At 64.7% G+C, this 21,445-nt stretch carries 21 protein-coding genes; 9 read left to right on the top strand and 12 right to left on the bottom strand.

Annotated elements, in window-relative coordinates; translation table 11 throughout:
• Positions 1-93: 93 nt before the first annotated feature.
• The 6 genes from APT59_RS20380 to nrdH form a co-directional block, all read right to left on the bottom strand.
• Complete coding sequence (locus APT59_RS20380; protein ID WP_420480529.1) at positions 94-603, bottom strand: methylated-DNA--[protein]-cysteine S-methyltransferase; 510 nt, start codon at positions 601-603, stop codon at positions 94-96.
• Positions 600-2,135, bottom strand: a complete 1,536-nt coding sequence (locus APT59_RS20375) for a DNA-3-methyladenine glycosylase 2 (protein ID WP_059316504.1) — start codon at positions 2,133-2,135, stop codon at positions 600-602. Before APT59_RS20375 ends, APT59_RS20380 begins: the two co-directional genes overlap by 4 nt.
• Before the next feature lie 629 nt (positions 2,136-2,764).
• A complete protein-coding gene (gene nrdF / locus APT59_RS20370; RefSeq protein WP_059316503.1) occupies positions 2,765-3,745 on the bottom strand; it encodes a class 1b ribonucleoside-diphosphate reductase subunit beta in 981 nt (326 codons plus the stop codon).
• 10 nt (positions 3,746-3,755) lie between these two features.
• Entirely contained in the window at positions 3,756-5,837 is a 2,082-nt protein-coding gene (gene nrdE / locus APT59_RS20365) for a class 1b ribonucleoside-diphosphate reductase subunit alpha (RefSeq protein ID WP_059316959.1), read from the bottom strand.
• 41 nt (positions 5,838-5,878) lie between these two features.
• Positions 5,879-6,283, bottom strand: coding sequence for a class Ib ribonucleoside-diphosphate reductase assembly flavoprotein NrdI (gene nrdI, locus APT59_RS20360; protein WP_027598230.1), 405 nt, complete (start codon positions 6,281-6,283; stop codon positions 5,879-5,881).
• A gap of 10 nt (positions 6,284-6,293) precedes the next feature.
• On the bottom strand, positions 6,294-6,518 hold the full coding sequence (gene nrdH / locus APT59_RS20355; protein ID WP_017639470.1) for a glutaredoxin-like protein NrdH: 225 nt from the start codon (positions 6,516-6,518) through the stop codon (positions 6,294-6,296).
• 452 nt (positions 6,519-6,970) lie between these two features.
• Here nrdH and epd point away from each other — a divergent pair, with 452 nt between their 5' ends.
• The 5 genes from epd to fba all read left to right on the top strand — a co-directional run bounded on the left by epd (position 6,971) and on the right by fba (position 10,917).
• Positions 6,971-8,014, top strand: coding sequence for an erythrose-4-phosphate dehydrogenase (gene epd / locus APT59_RS20350; RefSeq protein WP_059316502.1), 1,044 nt, complete (start codon positions 6,971-6,973; stop codon positions 8,012-8,014).
• A 27-nt stretch (positions 8,015-8,041) separates the two neighbouring features.
• Positions 8,042-9,205: a phosphoglycerate kinase gene (locus APT59_RS20345; protein WP_059316501.1), complete on the top strand. Its 1,164-nt coding sequence runs from the start codon at positions 8,042-8,044 to the stop codon at positions 9,203-9,205.
• A 5-nt stretch (positions 9,206-9,210) separates the two neighbouring features.
• Positions 9,211-9,408, top strand: coding sequence for a hypothetical protein (locus APT59_RS20340; protein ID WP_059316500.1), 198 nt, complete (start codon positions 9,211-9,213; stop codon positions 9,406-9,408).
• Complete coding sequence (locus APT59_RS20335) at positions 9,405-9,734, top strand: MliC family protein (protein WP_059316499.1); 330 nt, start codon at positions 9,405-9,407, stop codon at positions 9,732-9,734. Before APT59_RS20340 ends, APT59_RS20335 begins: the two co-directional genes overlap by 4 nt.
• A 118-nt stretch (positions 9,735-9,852) precedes the next feature.
• On the top strand, positions 9,853-10,917 hold the full coding sequence (gene fba / locus APT59_RS20330) for a class II fructose-bisphosphate aldolase (protein WP_059316498.1): 1,065 nt from the start codon (positions 9,853-9,855) through the stop codon (positions 10,915-10,917).
• 141 nt (positions 10,918-11,058) lie between these two features.
• Here the strand turns inward: fba and APT59_RS20325 are convergent, their stop codons facing one another.
• A complete protein-coding gene (locus tag APT59_RS20325; RefSeq protein ID WP_059316497.1) occupies positions 11,059-12,012 on the bottom strand; it encodes a nucleoside hydrolase in 954 nt (317 codons plus the stop codon).
• Positions 12,013-12,068: 56 nt separating this feature from the next.
• The gene (locus APT59_RS20320; RefSeq protein WP_059316496.1) at positions 12,069-12,323 is read right to left on the bottom strand and encodes a YebG family protein; all 255 of its coding nucleotides are present in this window, start codon (positions 12,321-12,323) and stop codon (positions 12,069-12,071) included.
• 317 nt (positions 12,324-12,640) lie between these two features.
• On the opposite strand from APT59_RS20320, the gene APT59_RS20315 reads away from it, so the two are divergent.
• Both APT59_RS20315 and APT59_RS20310 read left to right on the top strand, forming a co-directional pair.
• Positions 12,641-14,134 (top strand): lipid II flippase MurJ, encoded by a 1,494-nt coding sequence (locus tag APT59_RS20315; protein ID WP_059316495.1) that lies wholly within the window; start codon positions 12,641-12,643, stop codon positions 14,132-14,134.
• 287 nt (positions 14,135-14,421) lie between these two features.
• Complete coding sequence (locus APT59_RS20310; protein ID WP_237140629.1) at positions 14,422-15,639, top strand: NAD(P)-dependent oxidoreductase; 1,218 nt, start codon at positions 14,422-14,424, stop codon at positions 15,637-15,639.
• 42 nt (positions 15,640-15,681) lie between these two features.
• Here APT59_RS20310 and APT59_RS20305 read toward each other — a convergent pair whose 3' ends face one another.
• A complete protein-coding gene (locus APT59_RS20305; protein WP_059316493.1) occupies positions 15,682-16,374 on the bottom strand; it encodes an HAD family hydrolase in 693 nt (230 codons plus the stop codon).
• Positions 16,375-16,764: 390 nt separating this feature from the next.
• Here APT59_RS20305 and APT59_RS20300 point away from each other — a divergent pair, with 390 nt between their 5' ends.
• A complete protein-coding gene (locus APT59_RS20300; RefSeq protein WP_017639480.1) occupies positions 16,765-16,974 on the top strand; it encodes a cold-shock protein in 210 nt (69 codons plus the stop codon).
• Positions 16,975-17,060: 86 nt separating this feature from the next.
• Here the strand turns inward: APT59_RS20300 and mdtD are convergent, their stop codons facing one another.
• Both mdtD and APT59_RS20290 read right to left on the bottom strand, forming a co-directional pair.
• Complete coding sequence (gene mdtD / locus APT59_RS20295) at positions 17,061-18,494, bottom strand: multidrug transporter subunit MdtD (RefSeq protein ID WP_059316492.1); 1,434 nt, start codon at positions 18,492-18,494, stop codon at positions 17,061-17,063.
• 71 nt (positions 18,495-18,565) lie between these two features.
• Positions 18,566-19,453: an acyltransferase gene (locus APT59_RS20290; protein ID WP_059316491.1), complete on the bottom strand. Its 888-nt coding sequence runs from the start codon at positions 19,451-19,453 to the stop codon at positions 18,566-18,568.
• 106 nt (positions 19,454-19,559) lie between these two features.
• On the opposite strand from APT59_RS20290, the gene APT59_RS20285 reads away from it, so the two are divergent.
• Positions 19,560-20,780 carry an HD-GYP domain-containing protein gene (locus APT59_RS20285; protein ID WP_059316490.1) on the top strand — a complete coding sequence of 407 codons (1,221 nt, stop codon included), beginning with the start codon at positions 19,560-19,562 and terminating at the stop codon, positions 20,778-20,780.
• Positions 20,781-20,787: 7 nt separating this feature from the next.
• Here APT59_RS20285 and APT59_RS20280 read toward each other — a convergent pair whose 3' ends face one another.
• On the bottom strand, positions 20,788-21,402 hold the full coding sequence (locus tag APT59_RS20280; RefSeq protein ID WP_059316489.1) for a glutathione S-transferase family protein: 615 nt from the start codon (positions 21,400-21,402) through the stop codon (positions 20,788-20,790).
• Positions 21,403-21,445 lie beyond the last annotated feature (43 nt).

Genomic DNA, 21,445 nt, shown 5'->3' with positions numbered 1-21,445 from the left:
AACTCCCATGTGATCAGCCAGACTGCATAGGTTCAAGCTGCAAGAGGCGCATTCTAGAGCGATTTCACAGGCGAATTCTGGCGCAGTAGCGGTCTAGCCCAAGGCGAGGAGATCCTGCTGCGGTGGCAAGGCTCCTTCCAGTTCCAGCAGGAATTGCTTGGTCGGCAACCCCCCGCCAAAGCCGGTCAGGGCGCCGGACGCCCCTATCACCCGGTGGCAGGGCAGCACGATGGGCAATGGGTTGCGGCCATTGGCAGCGCCCACCGCGCGCCGCGCCTGGGGCCGGCCCAGATGGCTGGCCAGTTGGCCGTAGCTCCAGGTCTGGCCGTGAGGAATCTCCGCCAGGGCCTGCCAGACCTCCAGCTGAAAGGGGGTGCCGCGCGGCGCCAGGGGTAGCTCGAAGCGCTGGCGTCGGCCGGCGAAATACTCGCCAAGTTGCGTGCGGGTCAGGGCCAGAATCGGATGGTCGGCGGCGACCCAGCTGCTGTCGCGCTTGGCCAGGTAGCGATTCTCGGGAAATTCCACCACGCGCAGACCGCTGTCGTCGGCGGCCAGGGTGATAGGGCCGATGGGGCTGTCCAACAGGCAATAGGCGATCATCAGGGCGACTCCTTGGCGAGATGGGTGGGGACGGGTTCGGCGGGAGTGTCGGCGGGGGCCTTCCAGGTGGCTTCGCGCCAGACCTGCATCACCCCATAGGCGCGCCAGGGCCGCCAGGCCTCTGCTCGGGCATACAGTGCCTTGGCGGTCAGGCGCTCGCCGGGCGGTGCCAGGCGTTTCTGCAGCACCAGGTCTTCCACCGGACAGGCATCGGGGTGGGCCAGGGCGCGCAGGGCGATGTACTGGGCGGTCCAGGGGCCGATGCCCTTGAGGGCGATCCAGCGCCGGGTGAAGTCGTCCAAGGTGCGTCCGGTGTCGAAGTCCACCTCGCCGGCGCGCAAGGCCCGGGCCACGGTGCCCAGGGTGCCGGCGCGGGCGCGGATCAGGCCGAGGCCGGTGAGGTCTTCCAAGGCGGCCTCGGCCAGGGCCTCCACTGTGGGAAAGAAGTGGTGCAGGCCGGCCGGCGGACGACTGGCCTCATGGCCGGGCTCGCCCCAGGGACGCCCGAAGCGCTGCACCACCCGGGCGGTCATGGTGGTGGCCGCCACCACGCTGACCTGCTGGCCGATGACGGCGCGCACGGCGATCTCGAAGCCGTCCCAGCCACTGGGCAGGCGCAGGCCCGGCCGGCGCGCCACCAGCTCGGCCAGGGTCGGATCGACCGCCAGGCCCTGGGCGATGGCTTCCGGATCGGCATCCAGATCGAACATGCGGCGGATACGTGCCACCGCGGCCTGCAGCTCGCCGGGCGCGGCGCCGTGCAGCTCCAGACGCAGCGCCGGTGTGTCGGCATCCCAAGCCGAAACGCGCAGCCAGCCGGGCTGTTCGGGCGTGCCGATCACCCGGGCATAGCTGCTGTCGTCCAGCACCTCGACGCCGGGCAGCGCATGACCGCGGAGAAAATCCAGCTGGGCGGCGAAGTCGTAGGGCGGACGATAGGCCAGACGCAGGACCAGCACTGGCGAAGGCGCGGCCTGACCCTTGCGCACCTGGCTGGGGGCCAGGTCGTAGGCGTCGCGAAAGGCGGTATTGAAGCGCCTGAGGCTGCCGAAGCCGGCGGCCAGGGCCACCTCGGTGATCGGCAGCCGGGTCTCGCTGAGCAACTGCTTGGCGAACAGGAGTCGGCGGGTGGTCAGCACCGCCAGGGGCGCGGCGCCCAGGCGTTCGACGAACAGTCGCCGCAACTGGCGTTCGCTGAGATCGAGCCGGGCGGCGAGGGCAGGAAGACCGCCGTCCTCCAGGCCTTCGTCCATCAGCCGCAGGGCGCGGGCCAGGGTGGCGTCGCCGCGTTGCCAGTGGCCGCCGGCAGGGGAGAGTTCCGGGCGGCATCTCAGGCAGGGGCGATAGCCGGCGGCCTCGGCGGCCGCGGCGCTGGGGTAGTAGCTGACGTTTTCCGGGCGTGGCGGTTGCGCCGGGCACACCGGTCGGCAATAGATGCCGGTGGTGAGCACCGCGGTATAGAACAGGCCGTCGAAACGCGGGTCCCGCGCCAGGCGGGCACGTTCGAAGGCGGGAATGTCGGGGAAGGCGTTCATGGCGGCAGGTTAGCACCGGCCGGGTAGGGGTGACTGGCCGTTTTCGGACAGGACCGCTGAGGTAGAGATCTATCGCGGCCATGGCGGTCCGCCGATGCGGCCGCTCCTACAGGAACGTCAAGCTTCTGTAGGAGCGGCCCATGGCCGCGATCAGGCATCAGCGCCGTAGCCTGGAAAATGGCGCAGCCTTTTCCGCTGAGGACCTCGTCGCGAGGGGCGCCCTCACCCCAGCCCTCTCCCAGAGGGAGAGGGAGTTTTCGGAGCAGGCGGCCGGCTCAACGCCTTAGCCTGGAAAACGGCGCAGCCTTTTCCGCTGAGGACCTCGTCGCGAGGCGCGCCCTCACCCCAACCCTCTCCCAGAGGGAGAGGGAGTTTTCGGAGCAGGCGGCCGGCTCAACGCCGTAGCCTGGAAAACGGCGCAGCCTTTTCCGCTGAGGACCTCGTCGCGAGGCGCGCCCTCACCCCAACTCTCTCCCAGAGGGAGAGGGAGTTTTCGGAGCAGGCGGCCGGTTCAACGCCGTAGCGTGGAAAACGGCGCAGCCTTTTCCGCTGAGGACTTCGTCGCGAGGGGCGCCCTCACCTCAGCCCTCTCCCAGGGAGAAAGGGGCTTGCTGGAGCAGCGAATTAGCTCAGAAATTCCAATCCTCGTCTTCGGTACTCACCGCCTTGCCGATGACGTAGGACGAGCCCGAGCCGGAAAAGAAGTCGTGGTTCTCGTCGGCGCTGGGCGACAGGGCGGCTAGGATCGCCGGGCTGACGTCGGTCATGCTGCTGGGGAACAGCGCCTCGAAGCCCAGGTTCATCAGCGCCTTGTTGGCGTTGTAGTGGAGGAATTTCTTCACGTCCTCGCTCCAGCCGACGCTGTCGTAGAGGTCCTCGGTGTAGGCCACCTCGTTGTCGTAGAGGTCCTGCAGGAGTTCGTAGGCGAAGTCCTTGACCTGCTGGCGGCGCTCCGGGCTTTCCTTGGCCAGGGCCTGCTGGAATTTGTAGCCGATGTAGTAGCCGTGCACCGCCTCGTCGCGAATGATCAGGCGGATCAGGTCGGCGGTGTTGGTCAGCTTGGCGCGGCTGGACCAGTACATCGGCAGATAGAAGCCCGAATAGAAGAGGAAGGACTCCAGGAAGACGCTGGCCACCTTGCGCAGCAGCGGGTCGTCCGCGTGGTAGCGCGCCAGGATCAGGTCGGCCTTGGTCTGCAGATAGGGATTCTCCTCGCTCCAGCGATAGGCCTCGTCCACATCCGGCGTCGAGCAGAGGGTAGAAAAGATCGAGCTGTAGGAGCGCGCATGCACCGCTTCCATGAAGCCGATGTTGGCGATCACCGCCTCTTCGTGGGGGGTGACGGCATCGGCCAGCAGGGTCGGGGCGCCCACGGCGTTCTGGATGGTGTCCAGCAGGGTCAGGCCGGTGAAGACGCGGATGGTCAGCTGCTGCTCCTTGGGCGTCAGGGTCGCCCAGGAGGGGATGTCGTTGGACAGCGGGATCTTTTCCGGCAGCCAGAAGTTGCCGGTCAGACGGTTCCACACTTCCAGGTCCTTGTCGTCCTGGATACGGTTCCAGTTGATGGCGTTGATGCGATTCAGGCGCGGCGCGTTGACGGGTGCGTTCATGGCGATTTCCTCACAGGCTGCAGGACACGCAGCCCTGCACCTCGGTGCCTTCCAGGGCGGCCTGGCGCAGGCGGATGTAATAGAGCGTCTTGATGCCTTTCTTCCAGGCATAGATCTGCGCCCGGTTGATGTCGCGGGTGGTGGCGGTGTCGCGGAAGAACAGCGTCAGCGACAGCCCCTGGTCGACATGGCGCGTGGCCTCGGCATAGGTGTCGATGATCTTTTCCGGGCCGATCTCGTAGGCATCCTGGTAATACTCCTGGTTGTCGTCGGCCAGGTAGGGCGCCGGGTAGTAGACGCGGCCCAGCTTGCCTTCCTTGCGGATCTCCACCTTGGCAACGATGGGGTGAATGCTCGAAGTGGAGTGGTTGATATAGGAGATCGACCCAGTGGGCGGGATGGCCTGGAGGTTGCGGTTGAACAGCCCGTGCTGCATCACCGAGGCCTTGAGTTCCTGCCAATCAGCGCGGGTCGGCAGGCGGATGCCGGCCATCTCGAACAGCTCTGCCACCCGCGGGGTACGCGGGGTGAAGTCGCCCTCGGTGTACTGATCGAAGTACTCGCCGCTGGCGTACTTGGAATCGGCGAAACCCTGGAAGCTCTGGCCACGTTCGATGGCCAGGCGATTGGAGGCGCGCACCGCGTGGTAGGTGACGGTGTAGAAATAGAGGTTGGTGAAGTCCAGGCCTTCCGCCGAACCGTAGTGGATATGCTCGCGGGCCAGGTAGCCATGGAGGTTCATCTGTCCCAGGCCGATGGCGTGGGAGGCGGCGTTGCCGGCGGCCACCGAGGGCACACAACGGATGTCGCTCATCTCCGAGACCGCGGTGAGACCGCGGATGGCGGTTTCCACGGTGCGGCCCAGGTCCGGTGAATCCATGGTGCGGGCGATGTTCAGCGAGCCCAGGTTGCAGGAGATGTCCTGGCCGATGTGCTCGTAGCCCAGGTCTTCGTCGAAACGGCTGGGGGTGTTGACCTGCAGGATCTCCGAGCAGAGGTTGCTCATGTTGATGCGCCCGGCGATGGGGTTGGCGCGATTCACCGTGTCTTCGAACATCAGGTACGGGTAGCCGGACTCGAACTGGATCTCCGCCAGGGTCTGGAAGAATTCCCGGGCGTTGATCTTGCGCTTGCGGATGCGCGCATCGGCGACCATCTCCGCGTATTTCTCGCTGACGCTGATGTCGGCGAAGGGCACGCCATAGACCCGCTCCACGTCGTAGGGCGAGAAGAGGTACATGTCGGCATTGCGCTTGGCCAGCTCGAAGGTGATGTCGGGAATCACCACGCCGAGGGAAAGGGTCTTGATGCGGATCTTCTCGTCGGCGTTCTCGCGCTTGGTATCGAGGAACCTGAGGATGTCCGGATGGTGGGCGTTGAGATAGACCGCCCCGGCGCCCTGGCGCGACCCCAGCTGGTTGGCGTAGGAGAAGGCGTCTTCCAGGAGCTTCATGATCGGGATGATGCCGGAGGACTGGTTCTCGATGCGCTTGATCGGTGCCCCGACCTCGCGCACGTTGCTCAGCAGGAAGGCCACGCCGCCGCCGCGCTTGGAGAGCTGCAGCGCCGAATTAACCGCGCGGCCGATGGACTCCATGTTGTCTTCGATGCGCAGGAGGAAGCAGGACACCAGCTCGCCGCGCTGGCGCTTGCCGGCGTTGAGAAAGGTCGGGGTGGCCGGCTGGAAGCGCCCGCTGATCATCTCGTCCACCAGGGACTCGGCCAGGCGTTCGTCACCACGCGCCAGACTCAGGGCGACCATGCACACCCGATCCTCGTAGCGTTCCAGGTAGCGCTGGCCGTCGAAGGTCTTGAGGGTGTAGCTGGTGTAGTACTTGAAGGCGCCGAGAAAGCTCTGGAAACGGAATTTGTAGGCATAGGCGCGCTCGAACAGCGCCTTCACGAAGGCCGGGGCGTACTGCTCCAGCACCGCCGCCTCGTAGTAGCCCTTGTCCACCAGATAGCCAAGTTTCTCGTCCAGGTTATGGAAGAACACCGTGTTCTGGTTGACGTGCTGCAGGAAGTATTGCCGCGCCGCCTGGCGGTCCTTGTCGAGCTGCAGCTCGCCATTGGGGCCATAGAGATTGAGCATGGCATTGAGTGCGTGATAGTCCGCGTCGCTGCCGGTCGGGGTCAGGCCTGACGTTGCCAAAAGTCGTTCACTCCCGTGCGCACCCGGTCGACGTCCTCCGTCGTGCCGAGCAATTCGAATTGGTAGAGCAGGGGCACCGCGCATTTCTGGGCGACGATGCGTCCACCCAGGCAGTAGCCCTCGCCGAAGTTGGTGTTGCCGGCGGCGATGACGCCGCGGATCAGGGCGCGATTGTGCGGATCGTTGAGAAAATGGATCACCGGCTTGGGCACCGCGCCCTTGCTGCCCCCGCCGCCATAGGTCGGCAAGACCAGGATGTAGGGCTCGCGGGCCTTGAGCGGTTCGGCGGCGGGATCCTGAGGGATACGCCGCGCCGGCAGACCGAGTTTCTCGACGAATCTGTGGGTGTTCTCCGAGGTGCTGGAGAAATACAGCAGCTCACCCATGGCCCTGGCCTCAGGCCACCAGCTGACCGAGCTTGTCCGGGCGGAAACCGGCCCAGTGGTCATCACCGGCCACCACCACCGGCACCTGGCGATAGCCCAGGGACTCCACGGTCTGGCGCGCCTGGGCATCCTGCTCGATATCCACCACCTCATAGGTGATCCCCTGACGGTCCAGGGCGCGATAGGTGGCGTTGCACTGCACGCAGGCGGGCTTGCTGTAGATGGTGATGGTCATGGCTGACTCCTGTCCTTAATGGGGCGAACTCAAGGGAAAAAGCCTAGCGCCAGCCGGCGTTCGCCGTGGCGATGCGGGTCTTTTCCTTCGAGTGCGGCTTGGGCCTCAAGTTCGGTCCAGATACTACATATGGTGTTTTCTAATTTCTACAGCACAACAAGTAGGGTTTTTGATCCAGGTCATGGCTCTGCTCTATCAGCCTTCGATGACCGTTTCCGCTAGGGCATCGCAGGCAGGGGCTTCCCTGGGAGCTACCTCTGCCCATTCACGGCAGACAGCGTTCCGACCCGGATACCGCAGGACGTCCAAGCCAGACGGCGGAATTTTTCTGCGTCTGCCAAGGAGGGCGCTTTTTTGTAGTGAGAAAGGCAGGTGGGCTACCCTGGCGACTCCCATTCGTCGTCGAACCGCCGCATAATCGGCCTTTCGCTTGCGCCCGAGTCCGTTCACGCATGAGTTCCGCTCGCTATCGCCTCGCTCTCAACGGCTACGGTCGTATCGGTCGTTGCGTGTTGCGTGCCCTGCACGAGCGGGGCACGACGACGGAGCTGAGCATCGTTGCCCTCAACGACCTGGCCGACCGGCCCAGCCTCGAATACCTGACCCGCTTCGATTCCACCCATGGCCGCTTTCCCGGCCGGGTAGCGCTGGACGGCGAGCGACTACGCATCGGCGACCAGGCCCTTGAGATCCGCCGCGAGGCCGAGCCCGAGCGGGTCGACTGGGCGGCGCTGGACGTCGATCTGGTATTGGAATGCTCCGGTGCCTTCAGCACCCGCGTCGAGGCCGGGCGCTTTCTGGCCGCTGGCGCCCCGCGGGTGCTGTTCTCCCAGCCCATGGTCAGCGAGACCGACGTGGACGCCACCGTGGTCTACGGGGTCAACCAGCAGACCCTGCGCGGTGACGAGGCCTTGGTCTCGAATGCCTCCTGTACCACCAACTGCAGCGTCCCGGTGCTGAAACTTTTGCACGAGACCTTGGGTCTGGAGTACGTCTCCATCACCACGATTCACTCGGCCATGAACGACCAGCCTGTGATCGACGCCTACCATGCCGAAGATCTGCGGCGGACGCGTTCGGCGTTCCAGTCGATCATTCCGGTGGCGACCGGCCTGGCGCGAGGCATCGAGCGCCTGCTGCCGGAGCTCGGCGGGCGCATCCAGGCCCGTGCCGTGCGCGTGCCCACGGTCAACGTCTCCTGTCTGGACATCACCTGCATCGTCGGCCAGGACACCAACGCTCCAGCGCTCAACACCCTGTTGCGTGACGCCGCGCAGAGCGGCCCCCTGGCCGGGCTGATCGACTACACCGAGTTGCCCCACGCCTCCTGCGATTTCAACCACGATCCTCATTCCGCCATCGTCGATGGCAGCCAGACCCGCGTCTCCGGCCCCCGGCTGGTCAACCTGCTGGTCTGGTTCGACAACGAATGGGGCTTCGCCAACCGCATGCTCGACGTCGCCGGCCATTGGCTGCGCATCGCCAAGCCCACCTGAAACAAGCACAACTAAGGGATTGCCTGTATGTCCGTGTTGAAAATGAGCGACCTCGATCTGAAGGGTAAGCGCGTCCTGATTCGCGAAGACCTCAACGTTCCGGTGAAGGAAGGCCAGATCAAGAGCGATGCCCGTCTGGTCGCCGCCCTGCCCACCCTCAAGCTGGCCCTGGAAAAGGGTGCCGCGGTGATTGTCTGCTCGCACCTGGGCCGTCCCACCGAGGGCGAATTCAGCGAGGAAAACAGCCTGGCGCCCGTCGCTGCCTACCTGGGCAAGGCCCTGGGCCGCGAGGTGCCGCTGGTGAAAGATTACCTGGGCGGCGTCCAGGTCGAGCCGGGCCAGCTGGTGCTGCTGGAAAACGTGCGCTTCAACGTGGGCGAGAAGAAGAACGCCGACGAGCTGGCGAAGCAATACGCCGCCCTGTGCGACGTCTTCGTCATGGATGCCTTCGGCACCGCCCATCGCGCCGAGGGCTCGACCCATGGCGTGGCCAAGTTCGCCAAGGTCGCCGCGGCCGGTCCGCTGCTGGCCGGCGAGCTGGATGCCCTGGGCAAGGCGCTGGGCAACCCCGCCCGCCCCATGGCCGCCATCGTCGCTGGCTCCAAGGTCTCCACCAAGCTGGACGTGCTCAACTCCCTGGCGCAGATCTGCGACCAGCTGATCGTCGGCGGTGGCATCGCCAACACCTTCCTGGCCGCGGCCGGCTACAAGGTCGGCAAGTCGCTGTATGAAGCCGATCTGGTGGACACCGCCAAGGCCATCGCCGCCAAGGTCAGCGTGCCACTGCCGGTGGACGTGGTGGTCGCCAAGGAATTCGCCGAGACCGCCGAAGCCGTCACCAAGTCCATCAACGACGTGGCCGACGACGACATGATCCTCGACATCGGCCCGGTCAGCGCCCAGCAATTCGCCGACCTGCTGAAGTCGGCCAAGACCATCCTCTGGAACGGGCCGGTAGGCGTCTTCGAATTCGATCAGTTCGGCGAAGGCACCCGCACCCTGGCCCAGGCTATCGCCGACAGCGACGCCTTCTCCATTGCCGGCGGTGGCGACACCCTGGCCGCCATCGACAAGTACGGCATCGGTGAGAAGGTCTCCTATATCTCCACCGGTGGCGGCGCCTTCCTCGAATTCGTCGAGGGCAAGGTCCTGCCGGCCGTGGAAGTCCTCCAGCAACGCGCCCAGGAGTAATCGCCATGCGTACGCCGCTGCTCGTGTGTTCCGCTGTATTCGTGCTGGCCGGTTGTGCCGGCGGCAATGCCGACAAGGCCTGCGCGGTGTTCTCGCCGCCGCCGGTGTCCGCCGCTACCCCGACGGCACAGAACAACGAGCGCGTGGACACGCTCACCGGCAACGCCAATGCCGGTCGTCCCACCAGCGGCTGCGCCCAGTGAAGGGGCGTACGTTCGCCCTCGGTCTGCTGAGTCTCGCCCTGTTGGCCGGCTGTGCCGGCCGCGGTGCGCAGCAGACCGGCGGCTGGACGCACTGGGTCTGCGATTCCAAGGCGGCCTTCGACTGGCGCTATGTGGATCGCAGCCAGTCCATCGTCGACCTCAAGCTGGAAGGCGATGGCCTGATCCGTCATCTCAACCGCGAACCGGCCACCGATGGCCAGTCCTATACCGATGGGCTGGTGGCTTTCCATATTCGTGGCGACCAGGGACTTGTCTACTGGATCGCCAACAACGACCTCATCGGCCGTGGCTGCCGGACGCCTTGAAGCGGCGAATGTCAGCTGAACCGATTAATCCACAGCGGCCAGGGGTCGGCCGCTTGAACCCTGCCAGCCGCTCATGCAGGCTGGCGCCACCACCGCCTTTGTAGGGAGATAATCACCAATGGCACTCGTCAGCATGCGTCAGCTGCTGGATCACGCCGCCGAATTCGGCTATGGCGTCCCGGCCTTCAACGTCAACAACCTCGAGCAGATGCGCGCCATCATGGAAGCCGCCGACAAGACCGATTCGCCGGTCATCGTTCAGGCCTCCGCCGGTGCCCGCAAGTATGCCGGCGCTCCCTTCCTGCGTCACCTGATCCTGGCCGCGGTGGAAGAATTCCCGCACATCCCGGTGGTCATGCACCAGGACCACGGCACCACCCCCGACATCTGCCAGCGCTCCATCCAGCTGGGCTTCTCCTCGGTGATGATGGACGGCTCGCTGATGGCCGACGGCAAGACGCCGTCGGACTACGACTACAACGTGCGCGTTACCCAGCAGACCGTGGCCTTCGCCCATGCCTGTGGCGTGTCCGTGGAAGGTGAGCTGGGTTGCCTGGGCAGCCTGGAAACCGGCATGGCCGGTGAAGAAGACGGCGTGGGCGCCGAAGGTACCCTGGATCACAGCCAGCTGCTGACCGATCCGGAAGAGGCCGCCCAGTTCGTCAAGGCCACCAAGGTCGATGCCCTGGCCATCGCCATCGGCACCAGCCACGGCGCCTACAAGTTCACCAAGCCGCCGACCGGGGACACCCTGTCTATCCAGCGCATCAAGGAAATCCATGCGCGCATCCCGGACACCCACCTAGTCATGCACGGCTCCAGCTCGGTGCCCCAGGAGTGGCTGAAGATCATCAACGAGTACGGTGGCGACATCAAGGAAACCTACGGCGTGCCGGTCGAAGAGATCGTCGAAGGCATCAAGTACGGCGTCCGCAAGGTCAACATCGATACCGACCTGCGTCTGGCCTCCACTGGTGCCATCCGCGAGTTCATGGCCAAGAACCGTAGCGAGTTCGATCCGCGCAAATACCTGGCCAAGACCGTGACCGCCATGCGCGAAGTCTGCATCGCCCGTTACGAAGCCTTCGGCACCGCCGGCCAGGCCTCCAAGATCAAGCCGATCTCCCTGGATGCCATGTTCGAGCGCTATGCCCGCGGCGAACTGGATCCCAAGGTCAACTGATCCGGGATGTAGAAAAGGCCCCTTGCGGGGCCTTTTTTATGCCTGCTGAACGCTTGGGCGGGGCAGAGCTGCCAGTCGCCTGGCGCAGGCTGCCGTGCGCGCGCTGCAAGGCGGCGCGCACGGCCTTGGATGCTTGACTGGTTACTGCGCCGCTGCGGTCAGGACCTCTTCCATCCAGGCCACCATGGCCGCGCCGTCCATGCCTAGGCAGACGGTCATCGGTGGATTGCCGGACCAGCGTCCATCCTGGTAGACCCGACCTTCGGGCGCGAAAAAGGTCTGGCCTTCCGCCAGGCCCTCGGTACCGACGCTGAGGTGGCCGCGGGCGGTATGGAACAGCTCGGGTCGCCGCAGATAGGCGAGGGCGCAGCTGTCGTGGGGATGGCAGCCGTCGATGTCCTTCACGCTGCGGTAGAAGTCCGCATAGAAGTCATAGCTCCGGGCGAGTACCTCACCCAGAGCGCCCTGGCACGCGGCGATGCGTTGCAGGCGTGGCGGGTCGAGCACGGCGCGGTGGGTGGCATCCAGGCCGACCAGGGTCAGCGGCCAGGAAGCGCCGAACACCCGCGCCGCGGCATGGGGGTCGGAAAAGATGTTGGCTTCCGCCACGGGCGTGACGTTGCCTGGCTCGACGATGGCGCCGCCCATCACCACGACCTCACGGACGCGATCGGCGACCGTGGGATCCAGCGCCAGGGCGAGGGCCAGGTTACCCAGCGGCCCGACCGCCACCAGGGTGATCTCACCCGGTCGCAGGCGGGTCTGCTCGACGATGAAACGCGCGGCGTCCAGGGCATGGGGCGTCTGGCTTGGCTCGGGGAGCTGCTGGTTGCCCAGGCCATCCTGGCCATGCACATGCAGGGCATGGTTGCCGGCCGGCTTGATCAGGGGTTCGGCGACACCCGCGGCGACGGGCGTGTCCCGTCCGGCCAGCTCGGTGAGCAGCAGGGCGTTGCGGGTCGCCGTGGCGACCGGCACGTTGCCAAAGGTCGTCGTCAGGCCGATCACCTCGAATTCGGGATCGGCAAACAGCAGGGCGATGGCCTGGGCGTCGTCCACGCCAGGATCGGTATCGAAGATGATGGGAAGGGACAAGAGGCTTTCTCCGGCTCAGATCTCTTCCCAGGCTAACCGAGTGACGCCGCCCCTTGCTAGCTGGGCAGGTCCAGCTCGCCCAGGGCGTCGGGCTGATTGCGGAACGCCCGGGCGAAGATCTCTCGATTGCGGGCCATGAACAGGCCCAGGTCCTCGCACTGCTTCTCGGCAAGACCGGGGACGGCCTTGTCCAGCACGCTGGCGAGCGACTCGGCCAGCTCCAACATTTTATCGTGACGATCGGCTTCGGCTTTATCCATGAACAGGCGCTCCGGATCTCGGCTGCTGCGATACAACACTTCGACGGCCATGCGTCACCTCGTATTCTGTATCTGGTTATATATACAGTAGTTGGCTTGCCGCAGGATTGCAAGGGCTACCGCTCGGCGGTCAGGACCTGGTCAGTCATGGCAATTTGCCAATCGTTCGACATTTCTGCATGTCTCTGGAATTGCATCGGGAAACTTAAGCGCGGAAGCTGGTCTCTGAGTCTGGACCAAACGGGCAGCTCTGCCCGCCTTTATCCGGATCACCTCCGGCTCACGGAACGAGACCGCTCAATGCACGCCTTCCCTATCCGTCTGCGTATTACTGCGCTTGGCCTGTCCCGGCCAATCGAGGTGCGGGCGTGAGTTCGACGCTTATCATCCTGGCCATCACCGTCGCCAGCTTCCTGCTGGGATTCCTGCGCGACCTGCTGATCGCCCGGCAATTCGGTGTGAGCTGGGAAGCCGACCTCATCTTCGTCGCCCTCATTCTGCCGGTGTTCTTCGAGAGCTTCTTCGGCCTCGCCTTGCGCGATGCCATGATTCCCTATCTGCAGCGCATCCGCGACAGGTGCAATGCCCAGTACGAGCAGGTCGGCCGCTGGCTGTACTGGCGCATCGGGCTGTTCGGTCTCCTGCTGTCGGTGATCGGCGTCCTCGCCAGTCCCTGGCTGATGCACGCCCTGGCGCCGGGCTGGAGCGATGAGCAGGTCGAGACGGGCAAGCTGGTCTTCGCCGTCGGTACCCTGCTGATCTGCGTCCAGGCCATCCTCTATTGCCAAGGCGCGCTGCTCAACCTGGATCGCATCTTCATCCTGCCGATGACTCGCACGCTGATGCTCAATCTGGGTGCCATCCTGGCCATCGTAATCCTGCAGCCGAGTGGTATCGCGCTGTTCACTGGCATGCTGCTGCCTCAGGTATTGCTGATCGTCATCCAGCATCGTCGCCTCGGCTATCTCAGCCAGCGTTCGGTGGCGATGGAAAAGCCCGAGGGCAGCCCCTTCGCGGTGACTTTCGCCCCCGTGTTGCTCGCCGCCGGCGCCCAGCAGGGCTGCATGCTGGCGGAGCGCTTCTTCGCCTCGCTGCTGGCGGAGGGCAACATCACCATGCTGTCCTTCTCCTACCGCATCGTGACCATTCCGCTCACGCTCTATGCGCTGTCCATCCTGGCCATGATTTTTCCCGAGCTGACCCGCAGCTGGAACGAGGGCAATGCCGACAAGTACGCCGCGCTGATGCGCAAGGCGCTGCTCGGCACCCTGCTGTTCCTGGTACCGGCCTCGGTGGTGCTGTTCAGCTATTCGGAACCGGTGGTCAAGGTCCTACTGGAGCGCGGTGCCTTTGGCGCCGAGCAGAGTGCGGCGACCGCGACCCTGGTAGTGGCCTATGCCCTAGGTCTGCCCTGGATGGGGCTGGCCCTGCTGTGGGGCCGGGCCCTGCTGTCGCAGCAGCGCGCCAAGACCTTCCTCTATGCCACCCTGGCCAGTTCCTTCATCACCGTGGCCCTGGATGCCTGTCTTTATCAGCCGTTCGGCGCCCAGGGTCTGGCCTATTCCTTTACCACCGGGGCTTTCCTGCAGGCGCTGTTCATGGCCGTGGCGCTCTATCGTCATTCCCTCGCCGGTCTGCATCTGTCGCTGCTGCTGCGCTGGTTCAGCGCCGGCAGCGCGGTGGCCCTGCTGAGTTTCCTGTTGCCCAAGCCGGTCGGTCTGTTGGAGCTGATCGTCAGCATCAGCGTGGCGATGCTGGGCTTCCTGGTGCTGTTGCTGGTCCTGGGCGAACGTGACCTGTTCCGCCGTGGCTATTGGGCGCGCGGTAACGCAGTTACGGAGCGTGCAGAACCGACGAGTTGAACGGCCGTCGCTGGACGGCAAGAAAAAAGGTAGCGATCTGCAGCCATTGGTCGCTATCTGTTACGAAGTCATGAATTTTTGATTTGGCTTCGAGTCGCACGGAAAGATTGATCCCAGTCAAAGAATTTCTGATGGAAGCCGTTCTTCCATTTGTAAGAGATCGGACACGTAGTTGGGGTCGGCACTTTGCATGGTGGCTTTGCTCGCTACCGACATTCTCTTTGAAAGGAATCGATCCTATGTCCTCCCAATCCCCTGTCACCCGTATCGGCATCGTCGGTACCGGCATGATCTCGCGCTGCCTGGCTCGCCTCATCAGCCGCCACTATGACGACATGACCGTGACCCGCGTCCTGACCCGCCGGCCCATCGCCACGGTCACCGACTATCCCCTGACCGAAGCGCTTACCCAGTCGGTCGCGGATCTCATCGATCATTGCGATCTACTGGTGGAGTGCAGTGGCGACCCCTACCACGGTACCGAGATCATCGAACGTGCCTTCGAGGCAGGGATCAAGGTAGTTACCATCAATGCCGAGCTGCAGGTGACTACGGGTTCCTACCTGGCGGGCAAGGGATTCCTGACCGAGGCCGAGGGCGACCAGCCGGGTTCGCTGGCGGCGTTGCATGAAGAAGCCGTGCAGATGGGCTTCAAGCCGCTGGTCTACGGCAACATGAAGGGCTATCTGAACCACAACCCGACCCCGGAAGACATGGCCTACTGGTCCGCGCGCCAGGGCACCAGCGTCGACCAGACCACCTCCTTCACCGATGGCACCAAGGTGCAGATCGAGCAGGTGGTGGTGGGCAACAACTATGGCGCCACCATCACCCGTCAGGGTCTCGAAGGCCTGAACTCGACCAATCTGCAGGACAGCGCGAACATCCTGGCGCAGATGGCCGAGCAGTTGGGCACGCCCATCGTCGACTACGTGATCCCGAGTGGCTACTCGGCGGGTGGCGTCTTCGTGGTTGGTCGGCATGACGAAGACCAGGCCGGCGCCATCGAGTACTTCAAGCTGGGCAAGGGGCCATACTATGTCCTGGTACGCCCCTTCCACCTCTGCTCCCTGGAAGTCGGCAAGACCCTGCGTCGCGTCATCGCCGGCGGCAAGATCCTGCTGAACAACTCCACCACGCCGACCCTGAGCGTGGCTGCGATCATGAAGAAGCCCATGGCGGCTGGCGACATCATCGAGCGCGGTATCGGCGGCTACAGCGTGCGCGGCGAAGCCGTGAAGATCGCCGAGTGCCCGGATCACCTGCCGATCGGACTGCTCAAGCACAGCGTGCTCAAGCGGGCGATGGAGCCCGGCCAGATCGTCACCTTCGACGATGTGGAACTGACGCCCAGCCGCGCCCTGGATATCGTGCTGCAACAGCATCGCGAGACGATCCACCGCCAGCTGCTGGAAACCCAGCTCAGCGAACCGGCCTGGAACGCGGTCGCCGAAATGGCACCGGTGGCGGCGCTGCCCAAGGTGGTCGGTTCGGTCTTGTCCTGATTCCGGTAACGCAGGAAGAAAAGGGGCCCTAGGGCCCCTTTTTCATTGCTGGCCGGTGGCGGCTGCGCGTAGCCGGGCAACGGTCTCGGGGAGTTCGTCCATGTGGGCGATCAGCGCGGTCACGCCCAGCGCGCTCAGGGTGTCGCCGTGGCTCAGCGCAATATGGCTAGCGCCGGTGAAACCGATGACGCGCATGCCCGCGGCCAGGGCTGCCCGGACGCCCGTGGCGCTGTCTTCGATCACCAGGCAGCGCTCCGGCGCGACGCCCATGGTCTTGGCCGCGAGCAGGTAGACATCGGGCGCCGGCTTGGGCTGCGGCACCATGTCGGCACTGAAGATGTGGCCCGCCACCCGCGCCACCAGATCGGCGCGCCTGACCGAGGATTCGACGCTGTGCCTAAGGCTGTTGGAAGCGACCGCCAGTGGCAAGTCGATGCTTTCCAGGGCGCGCTTCACGCCGGGAATGGGCTCGACACTGGTGGAAATCAGGGCTTCGGCCTCGGCGCGCAGGTCGCTGAACAGCGCCGGCGGCAGGGTGATGCCGAAGCGCTGCTCGACCAGGTTGAAGATGTCCCGGGTAGTCAGGCCGAAGGTGCCGTGCAGCAGGGCTTGCAGTTCGGCGCGTGGCGCATGGACGGCCAGGCCGTCGAGAACGACGCGTTCGGCGAGGATTTCGCTGTCGACCAGTACGCCATCGCAATCGCTGATCAGCAGTTCCACAGGGGTAACGTTCATCGGTATTCCTTGCTGGGGGATTTCAGGGCCTGGATGCCTTTCTGCCTTACGTGCCGGTTTCGACGAGCAGGCTGAAGCGAGGCCTTTCGAACGGGTAGGCGAGAGGTGTTCGATGGGTCGAAAATCGGCGCTGTAGCACCCTTTTTACAAAACAAATTCGACCTCCGGAGGGTAATCGCTTTCCAGAAAAATATGGCGTAGAGTTCGAGAACTGTGTTTGCTTGGGTCGCCGTCGATCGTGACCTGAGGCGGTAGGCTCTTCGTCCACCCCTTGCTGCTCGATTCTTGTTACTCCTTGCAACTCAGTACCGGGCGTCTGGTCTATGCAACGCACTGCCGCGCCAGCATGTGTCAATAACAAACCCGTTATTCCAAGGAGCAACACCCGTCATGTCGAATCGTCAGAACGGCACCGTCAAGTGGTTCAACGAAACCAAAGGCTATGGCTTCATTACTCCCGAAAGCGGTCCGGACGTGTTCGTGCACTTCCGCGCCATCGAAGGCACTGGTTTCAAGACCCTGGCTGAAGGCCAGAAGGTCAGCTTCGAAGTCGTGCAAGGCCAGAAGGGCATGCAGGCAGAGCGCGTACAGGTCATCTGACACCTGACGTCGCCCGAAGCTCACGAAAAACCCCGGCCTGGCCGGGGTTTTTCGTTTCTGGCGTACCGATCGGCGCGACCGGCCTCTCACTCCACGTTCTGCGCGCTCTTTTCCGGCTCCGTGGCCAATGGCTTGATCCGTCGACCGGTCTCGCGTGAGGCCTGCAGGAAGATCGCCGCCGCCAGCATCGACAGGGCGCCAACGCTGAGGAAGGTCGCCCGGAAGGCCGAGAGCACCTCGGTATCGCCATAGTCGTCCTGGAAACCGCCCAGCAGGGCGGCGGCGCAGGCGACGCCAAAGCTCATGGCCAGCTGCATCACCACCGACAGCAGGCTGTTGCCGCTGGCCGCCTGCTGGTCGTGCAGGTCGATGAGGGTGATGGTGTTCATGGCGGTGAACTGCATGGAGTTCACCGCGCCGAGGATACCCAGGTGGATGAGCAGCCAGACGAAGGGCGTGGAAGGGCCGATCAGGGCGAGGCTGGCGATGAGGCAGCCCAGCAGCAGGGTATTGCCCACCAGCAGGCGACGATAGCCGAGACGGCCGATCAGCGGGCCGGCGATGGGCTTGGCGAGCATCGCGGACAGGGCTAGGGGCATCATCAGCAGACCGGCCTGGGTCGGCGAATAGCCAAGGCCCACCTGGAACAGCAATGGGATGAGAAAGGGCAGGGCACCGCTGCCGAGGCGGGCGAAGAGGTTGCCGAAGATGCCCACCGCGAAGCTGCGGATGCGGAACAGCTCAGGCGAGAACAGCGGTTGATCGTGGTGCAGGGCGCGCAGCCAGTAGGCGACCATGCAGGCCATGCCACCCATCAGCAGCAGCACCACCCGCACATGGGGCAGGTGCAGTTCACCGAGACCTTCCAGGGCGATGCTGATCAGGATCATGGAGGTGCCGAAGAGCAGAAAGCCCAGGCCGTCGAAGCGCTGGGGCAGGGGGCTGCGCAGGTCCGGCAGCAGGCGGCGGGTGGCCAGGCAGCCAAGGATCCCGACCGGCAGGTTGATCAGGAAGATCCAGTGCCAGGACACGGCTTCCACCAGCCAGCCACCCAGCGCCGGGCCCGCCAGGGGGCCGACCAGGCCGGGAATGGTGATGAAGCTGAGGATGCGCACCAGTTCGCTGCGGGGATAGACACGCAGGATCACCAGCCGCCCCACGGGCAGCATCAGCGAGCCTCCCAGTCCCTGGATCACCCGGGCGGCGATCAGCAGGTTGAGGCTGGGTGCCAGGGCACAGAGCAGCGAGCCGAAAGTGAAGAGGGCGATGGCGGTGAAGAAGACGCGGCGACTGCCGAAGCGATCGGAGATCCAGCCTGAGGCGGGGATCAGCAGGGCGACGGTGAGCAGGTAGGCGATCACCACCCCCTGCATGCGCAGGGGATTCTCGCCGAGGTCGGCGGCCATGCGCGGCAGGGCGGTGTTGACGATGGTCGCGTCCAGCGACTGCATGAAGAAGGCGACGGCGATCAGCCAGGGAAGCCAGCGGGTCGTGGTGGTGTCCAGCGTCGGGGTGGGCATGAGAGATCCTTGTCGAGACAGCCGACTACCCGCACTCTGACTGTCTGCAGGCCGCAGGGTGCCCCGCTCGTTCAACGCGAGCGGGAATCTTGTAACGCCTCGATCCGCTGGTCCTTTTCTGCCCAGAGCTCGCTGACCCACTGCTGGAAGTCGGCGCGAAATTCCGCGTCTTCGCTGTAGTCGCCCGCCCAGCGCGCCGGATCCAGCGGTCGCGCGCGGATATCGATGATAACGCGTTTGACGCGGCCGCAGAGCAGGTCCCAGAAGCCGGGCACACGTCCGTCCGGATAGACCAGGGTGACGTCCAGCAGGGTGTCCAGTTGCTCGCCCATGGCCGCGAGGACGAAGGCCATGCCACCGGCCTTGGGTTTGAGTAGGTGCCGATAGGGCGAATCCTGTTCGGCATGTTTGGCGGCGGTGAAGCGGGTCCCTTCCAGGTAATTGACGATGGTCACCGGCTGGCGGCGGAATTTCTCGCAGGCACGGCGGGTGATGGCCAGGTCCGCGCCCTTGAGTTGCGGCCGCCGCGCCAGCTGTGCCCGGGTGTATCTCTTCATGAAGGGATAATCGAGCGCCCACCAGGCCAGGCCCAGGAAGGGCACCCAGATGAGTTCCTTCTTCAGGAAGAACTTGAAGTAGGGCACCTTGCCATTGAAGGTCTCGATGAGCGCGGGGATGTCGACCCAGGACTGATGGTTGCAGATGACCAGGTAAGAGCGGTCACGCCTGAGCACTTCGGCGCCGCGGATATCCCAGACGGTCGGGGTCAGTCGGGCGAAGATGACTTTGTTTATTTCCGCCCAGGCTTCGGCAATGGCGGTGACCAATCGGGAGCAGACGTCGCGTAGCGCGACGTTGGGCAGCAGCTTGATCAGGGCAAACACCATCAGCGGACCTATCATGACCAGGGTGTTCAGCAGAAGTAGCAGGGAGACGGCAATACCGGTCAGGAGGTGCATGGATTCTCTCGTCTAGAACTTGGGGCGATAGTCTTTAGCGTGCCATGGCAGTTTGCGATCATCTGCTTCCAAATGGCTGCTGCCGATAAGCTGCGAAGTGAACGCCATGCTCAAAAAGGTTACCAGTGCCGAAGTCTGCCTCGGCATGTACATCCACAGGTTCGAAGGCAGCTGGATCGACCATCCGTTCTGGAAGGCGCGCTTTCTGCTCCAGGAACAGCGCGATCTGCAGAAGATCCAGGACAGCGCCGTGACCGCCGTGTGGATCGATATCGCCAAGGGGCTGGATTGCCAGCCCAAGCCACCGATGCCCGTGGAGCCCGAAGCGATCCCCACGTCGGCTGCCGCGCCGCCCATCAGCACGGCCGACGCTACCGCCCCGGGTGCGGCCCTCAACTGCCCTCGGGAGTTGGCGCAGGCTTCCGCCGTGAGCGCCCATGCCAAGCAGGAGGTGGCGCGGCTGTTCCAGGACGTGCGCCTGGGGCAGGCCATCGAGCTGAGCGAAGTGGCGACCGTGGTCGAGCAGATCTCGGCATCGGTGCTGCGGCATCCCACGGCGCTGATCAGCCTGACGCGACTGCGCACGGCCGACGAGTATACCTACATCCATTCCGTGTCGGTCTGCGCCCTGATGACGGCCGTGGCGCGGCAGATGGAGCTGCCGGCGGAGCAGGTATGGCTGGCCGGACAGGCCGGTCTGCTGCACGACGTGGGCAAGATGCACACGCCCCTTGAGGTGCTCAACAAGCCGGGCAAGCTGACCGATGCGGAGTTCGCGGTGATGAGGCGGCACCCCGAAGACGGCGTCGCCCTACTGCGGCAGTGGGGCGCGGCGGCGGAAGTCATCGACGTCTGTCTGCACCATCACGAGAAATTCGATGGCAGCGGCTATCCCCGTGGTCTGGCCGGTACGCAGATCAGCCTGTTGTCGCGTATCGCGGCGGTCTGCGACGTCTACGACGCGGTGTCCTCGACGCGACCCTACAAGACGGCCTGGAGTCCGGCCGAAGCGATCCGGCGCATGGCGGAGTGGAAGGGACATTTCGATCCCCAGGTGTTCCAGGCCTTCGTCAAGACCCTGGGCATCTATCCGATCGGCTCCCTGGTGCGGCTGAGCAACGAGCAACTGGCGGTGGTGGTCGAGCAGCATCCGGACAGCCTGTTGACGCCCCGGGTCCGGGTGTTCTTTTCCGCCCGCTCGCGCACGCCCCTGCCGCAGCGCCTGCTGGACCTCGCCCGGCCCCCCGCCGACGAACGCATCGTGCGGCGGGAGGACCCGGAGGAGTGGGGGTTTCGCAATCTGGAGCGTCTCTGGCAGCAGGCCTAGCGCTGGTTCAGGGGCGCGTGGTCTGCAGCGACGGCCGCTCGCTAATGCGGGCGTACCAGGCTGAGATCCGCGGGCAGTCGCTGCGCCAGGCAAAGGTGGGGATGCGGAAGTCCAGATAGCCGAGCAGGCAGGCCATGCCGAGGCTGGCCACGTCGAATTCGTCGTCCAGCTCGCTGATGGCCTCGCGCTCGAAGTAGTCCAGCGCCCGGGCGATCTTTTCCTGCTGGTTGTCCAGCCAGAGCTTCCATTGCATGCCCGGTGGGCGCATGAAGCTTTCGTAGCGGATCTGTACCGCGGCTTCCATCATGGCGTCGCACAGCGAGGCCAGGGTCAGGCGGCGCCAGCGCTCCGGGCCCTGACGCGGGATCAGCGGGGTGCGCTCGTGTAGGGTATCCAGGTATTCGAGGATGACGCGACTGTCGTGCAGGCAGGTGCCATCGGCCAGGCGCAGGGCGGGAATCTTGCCGGCCGGATTGGTATCGAGCACGTCGCGATTGGGATTGAGTGGCGTCTGCTGGACGATTTCCACCTCGACCTGCTCGATCAGGTCCGTTTCGTGGAGCATCACCACGACTTTGCGACCGAAGGGCGAGGCGGGAGTGTGGTACAGGATCATGGACATGGGCCGGGCTCTCCAGGGTGCAGGACTGCATTCGCTTTTGACG

Source organism: Pseudomonas oryzihabitans, from assembly GCF_001518815.1.
Taxonomy (GTDB): domain Bacteria; phylum Pseudomonadota; class Gammaproteobacteria; order Pseudomonadales; family Pseudomonadaceae; genus Chryseomonas; species Chryseomonas oryzihabitans_E.
This window is presented reverse-complemented; position numbering and strand designations above follow the sequence as displayed.

Bases quoted from the DNA above. Each gene is read 5' to 3' on its own strand.
- APT59_RS20310 (WP_237140629.1), top strand. From the start codon at position 14,422: ATGATCTCGCGCTGCCTGGCTCGCCTCATCAGCCGCCACTATGACGAC.
- APT59_RS20305 (WP_059316493.1), bottom strand. From the start codon at position 16,374: ATGAACGTTACCCCTGTGGAACTGCTGATCAGCGATTGCGATGGCGTA.
- APT59_RS20320 (WP_059316496.1), bottom strand. From the start codon at position 12,323: ATGGCCGTCGAAGTGTTGTATCGCAGCAGCCGAGATCCGGAGCGCCTG.
- APT59_RS20375 (WP_059316504.1), bottom strand. From the start codon at position 2,135: ATGAACGCCTTCCCCGACATTCCCGCCTTCGAACGTGCCCGCCTGGCG.
- APT59_RS20340 (WP_059316500.1), top strand. From the start codon at position 9,211: ATGCGTACGCCGCTGCTCGTGTGTTCCGCTGTATTCGTGCTGGCCGGT.
- epd (WP_059316502.1), top strand. From the start codon at position 6,971: ATGAGTTCCGCTCGCTATCGCCTCGCTCTCAACGGCTACGGTCGTATC.
- APT59_RS20280 (WP_059316489.1), bottom strand. From the start codon at position 21,402: ATGTCCATGATCCTGTACCACACTCCCGCCTCGCCCTTCGGTCGCAAA.
- APT59_RS20285 (WP_059316490.1), top strand. From the start codon at position 19,560: ATGCTCAAAAAGGTTACCAGTGCCGAAGTCTGCCTCGGCATGTACATC.
- APT59_RS20345 (WP_059316501.1), top strand. From the start codon at position 8,042: ATGTCCGTGTTGAAAATGAGCGACCTCGATCTGAAGGGTAAGCGCGTC.
- fba (WP_059316498.1), top strand. From the start codon at position 9,853: ATGGCACTCGTCAGCATGCGTCAGCTGCTGGATCACGCCGCCGAATTC.
- nrdH (WP_017639470.1), bottom strand. From the start codon at position 6,518: ATGACCATCACCATCTACAGCAAGCCCGCCTGCGTGCAGTGCAACGCC.
- APT59_RS20290 (WP_059316491.1), bottom strand. From the start codon at position 19,453: ATGCACCTCCTGACCGGTATTGCCGTCTCCCTGCTACTTCTGCTGAAC.
- nrdI (WP_027598230.1), bottom strand. From the start codon at position 6,283: ATGGGTGAGCTGCTGTATTTCTCCAGCACCTCGGAGAACACCCACAGA.
- nrdE (WP_059316959.1), bottom strand. From the start codon at position 5,837: ATGCTCAATCTCTATGGCCCCAATGGCGAGCTGCAGCTCGACAAGGAC.
- APT59_RS20300 (WP_017639480.1), top strand. From the start codon at position 16,765: ATGTCGAATCGTCAGAACGGCACCGTCAAGTGGTTCAACGAAACCAAA.
- mdtD (WP_059316492.1), bottom strand. From the start codon at position 18,494: ATGCCCACCCCGACGCTGGACACCACCACGACCCGCTGGCTTCCCTGG.
- nrdF (WP_059316503.1), bottom strand. From the start codon at position 3,745: ATGAACGCACCCGTCAACGCGCCGCGCCTGAATCGCATCAACGCCATC.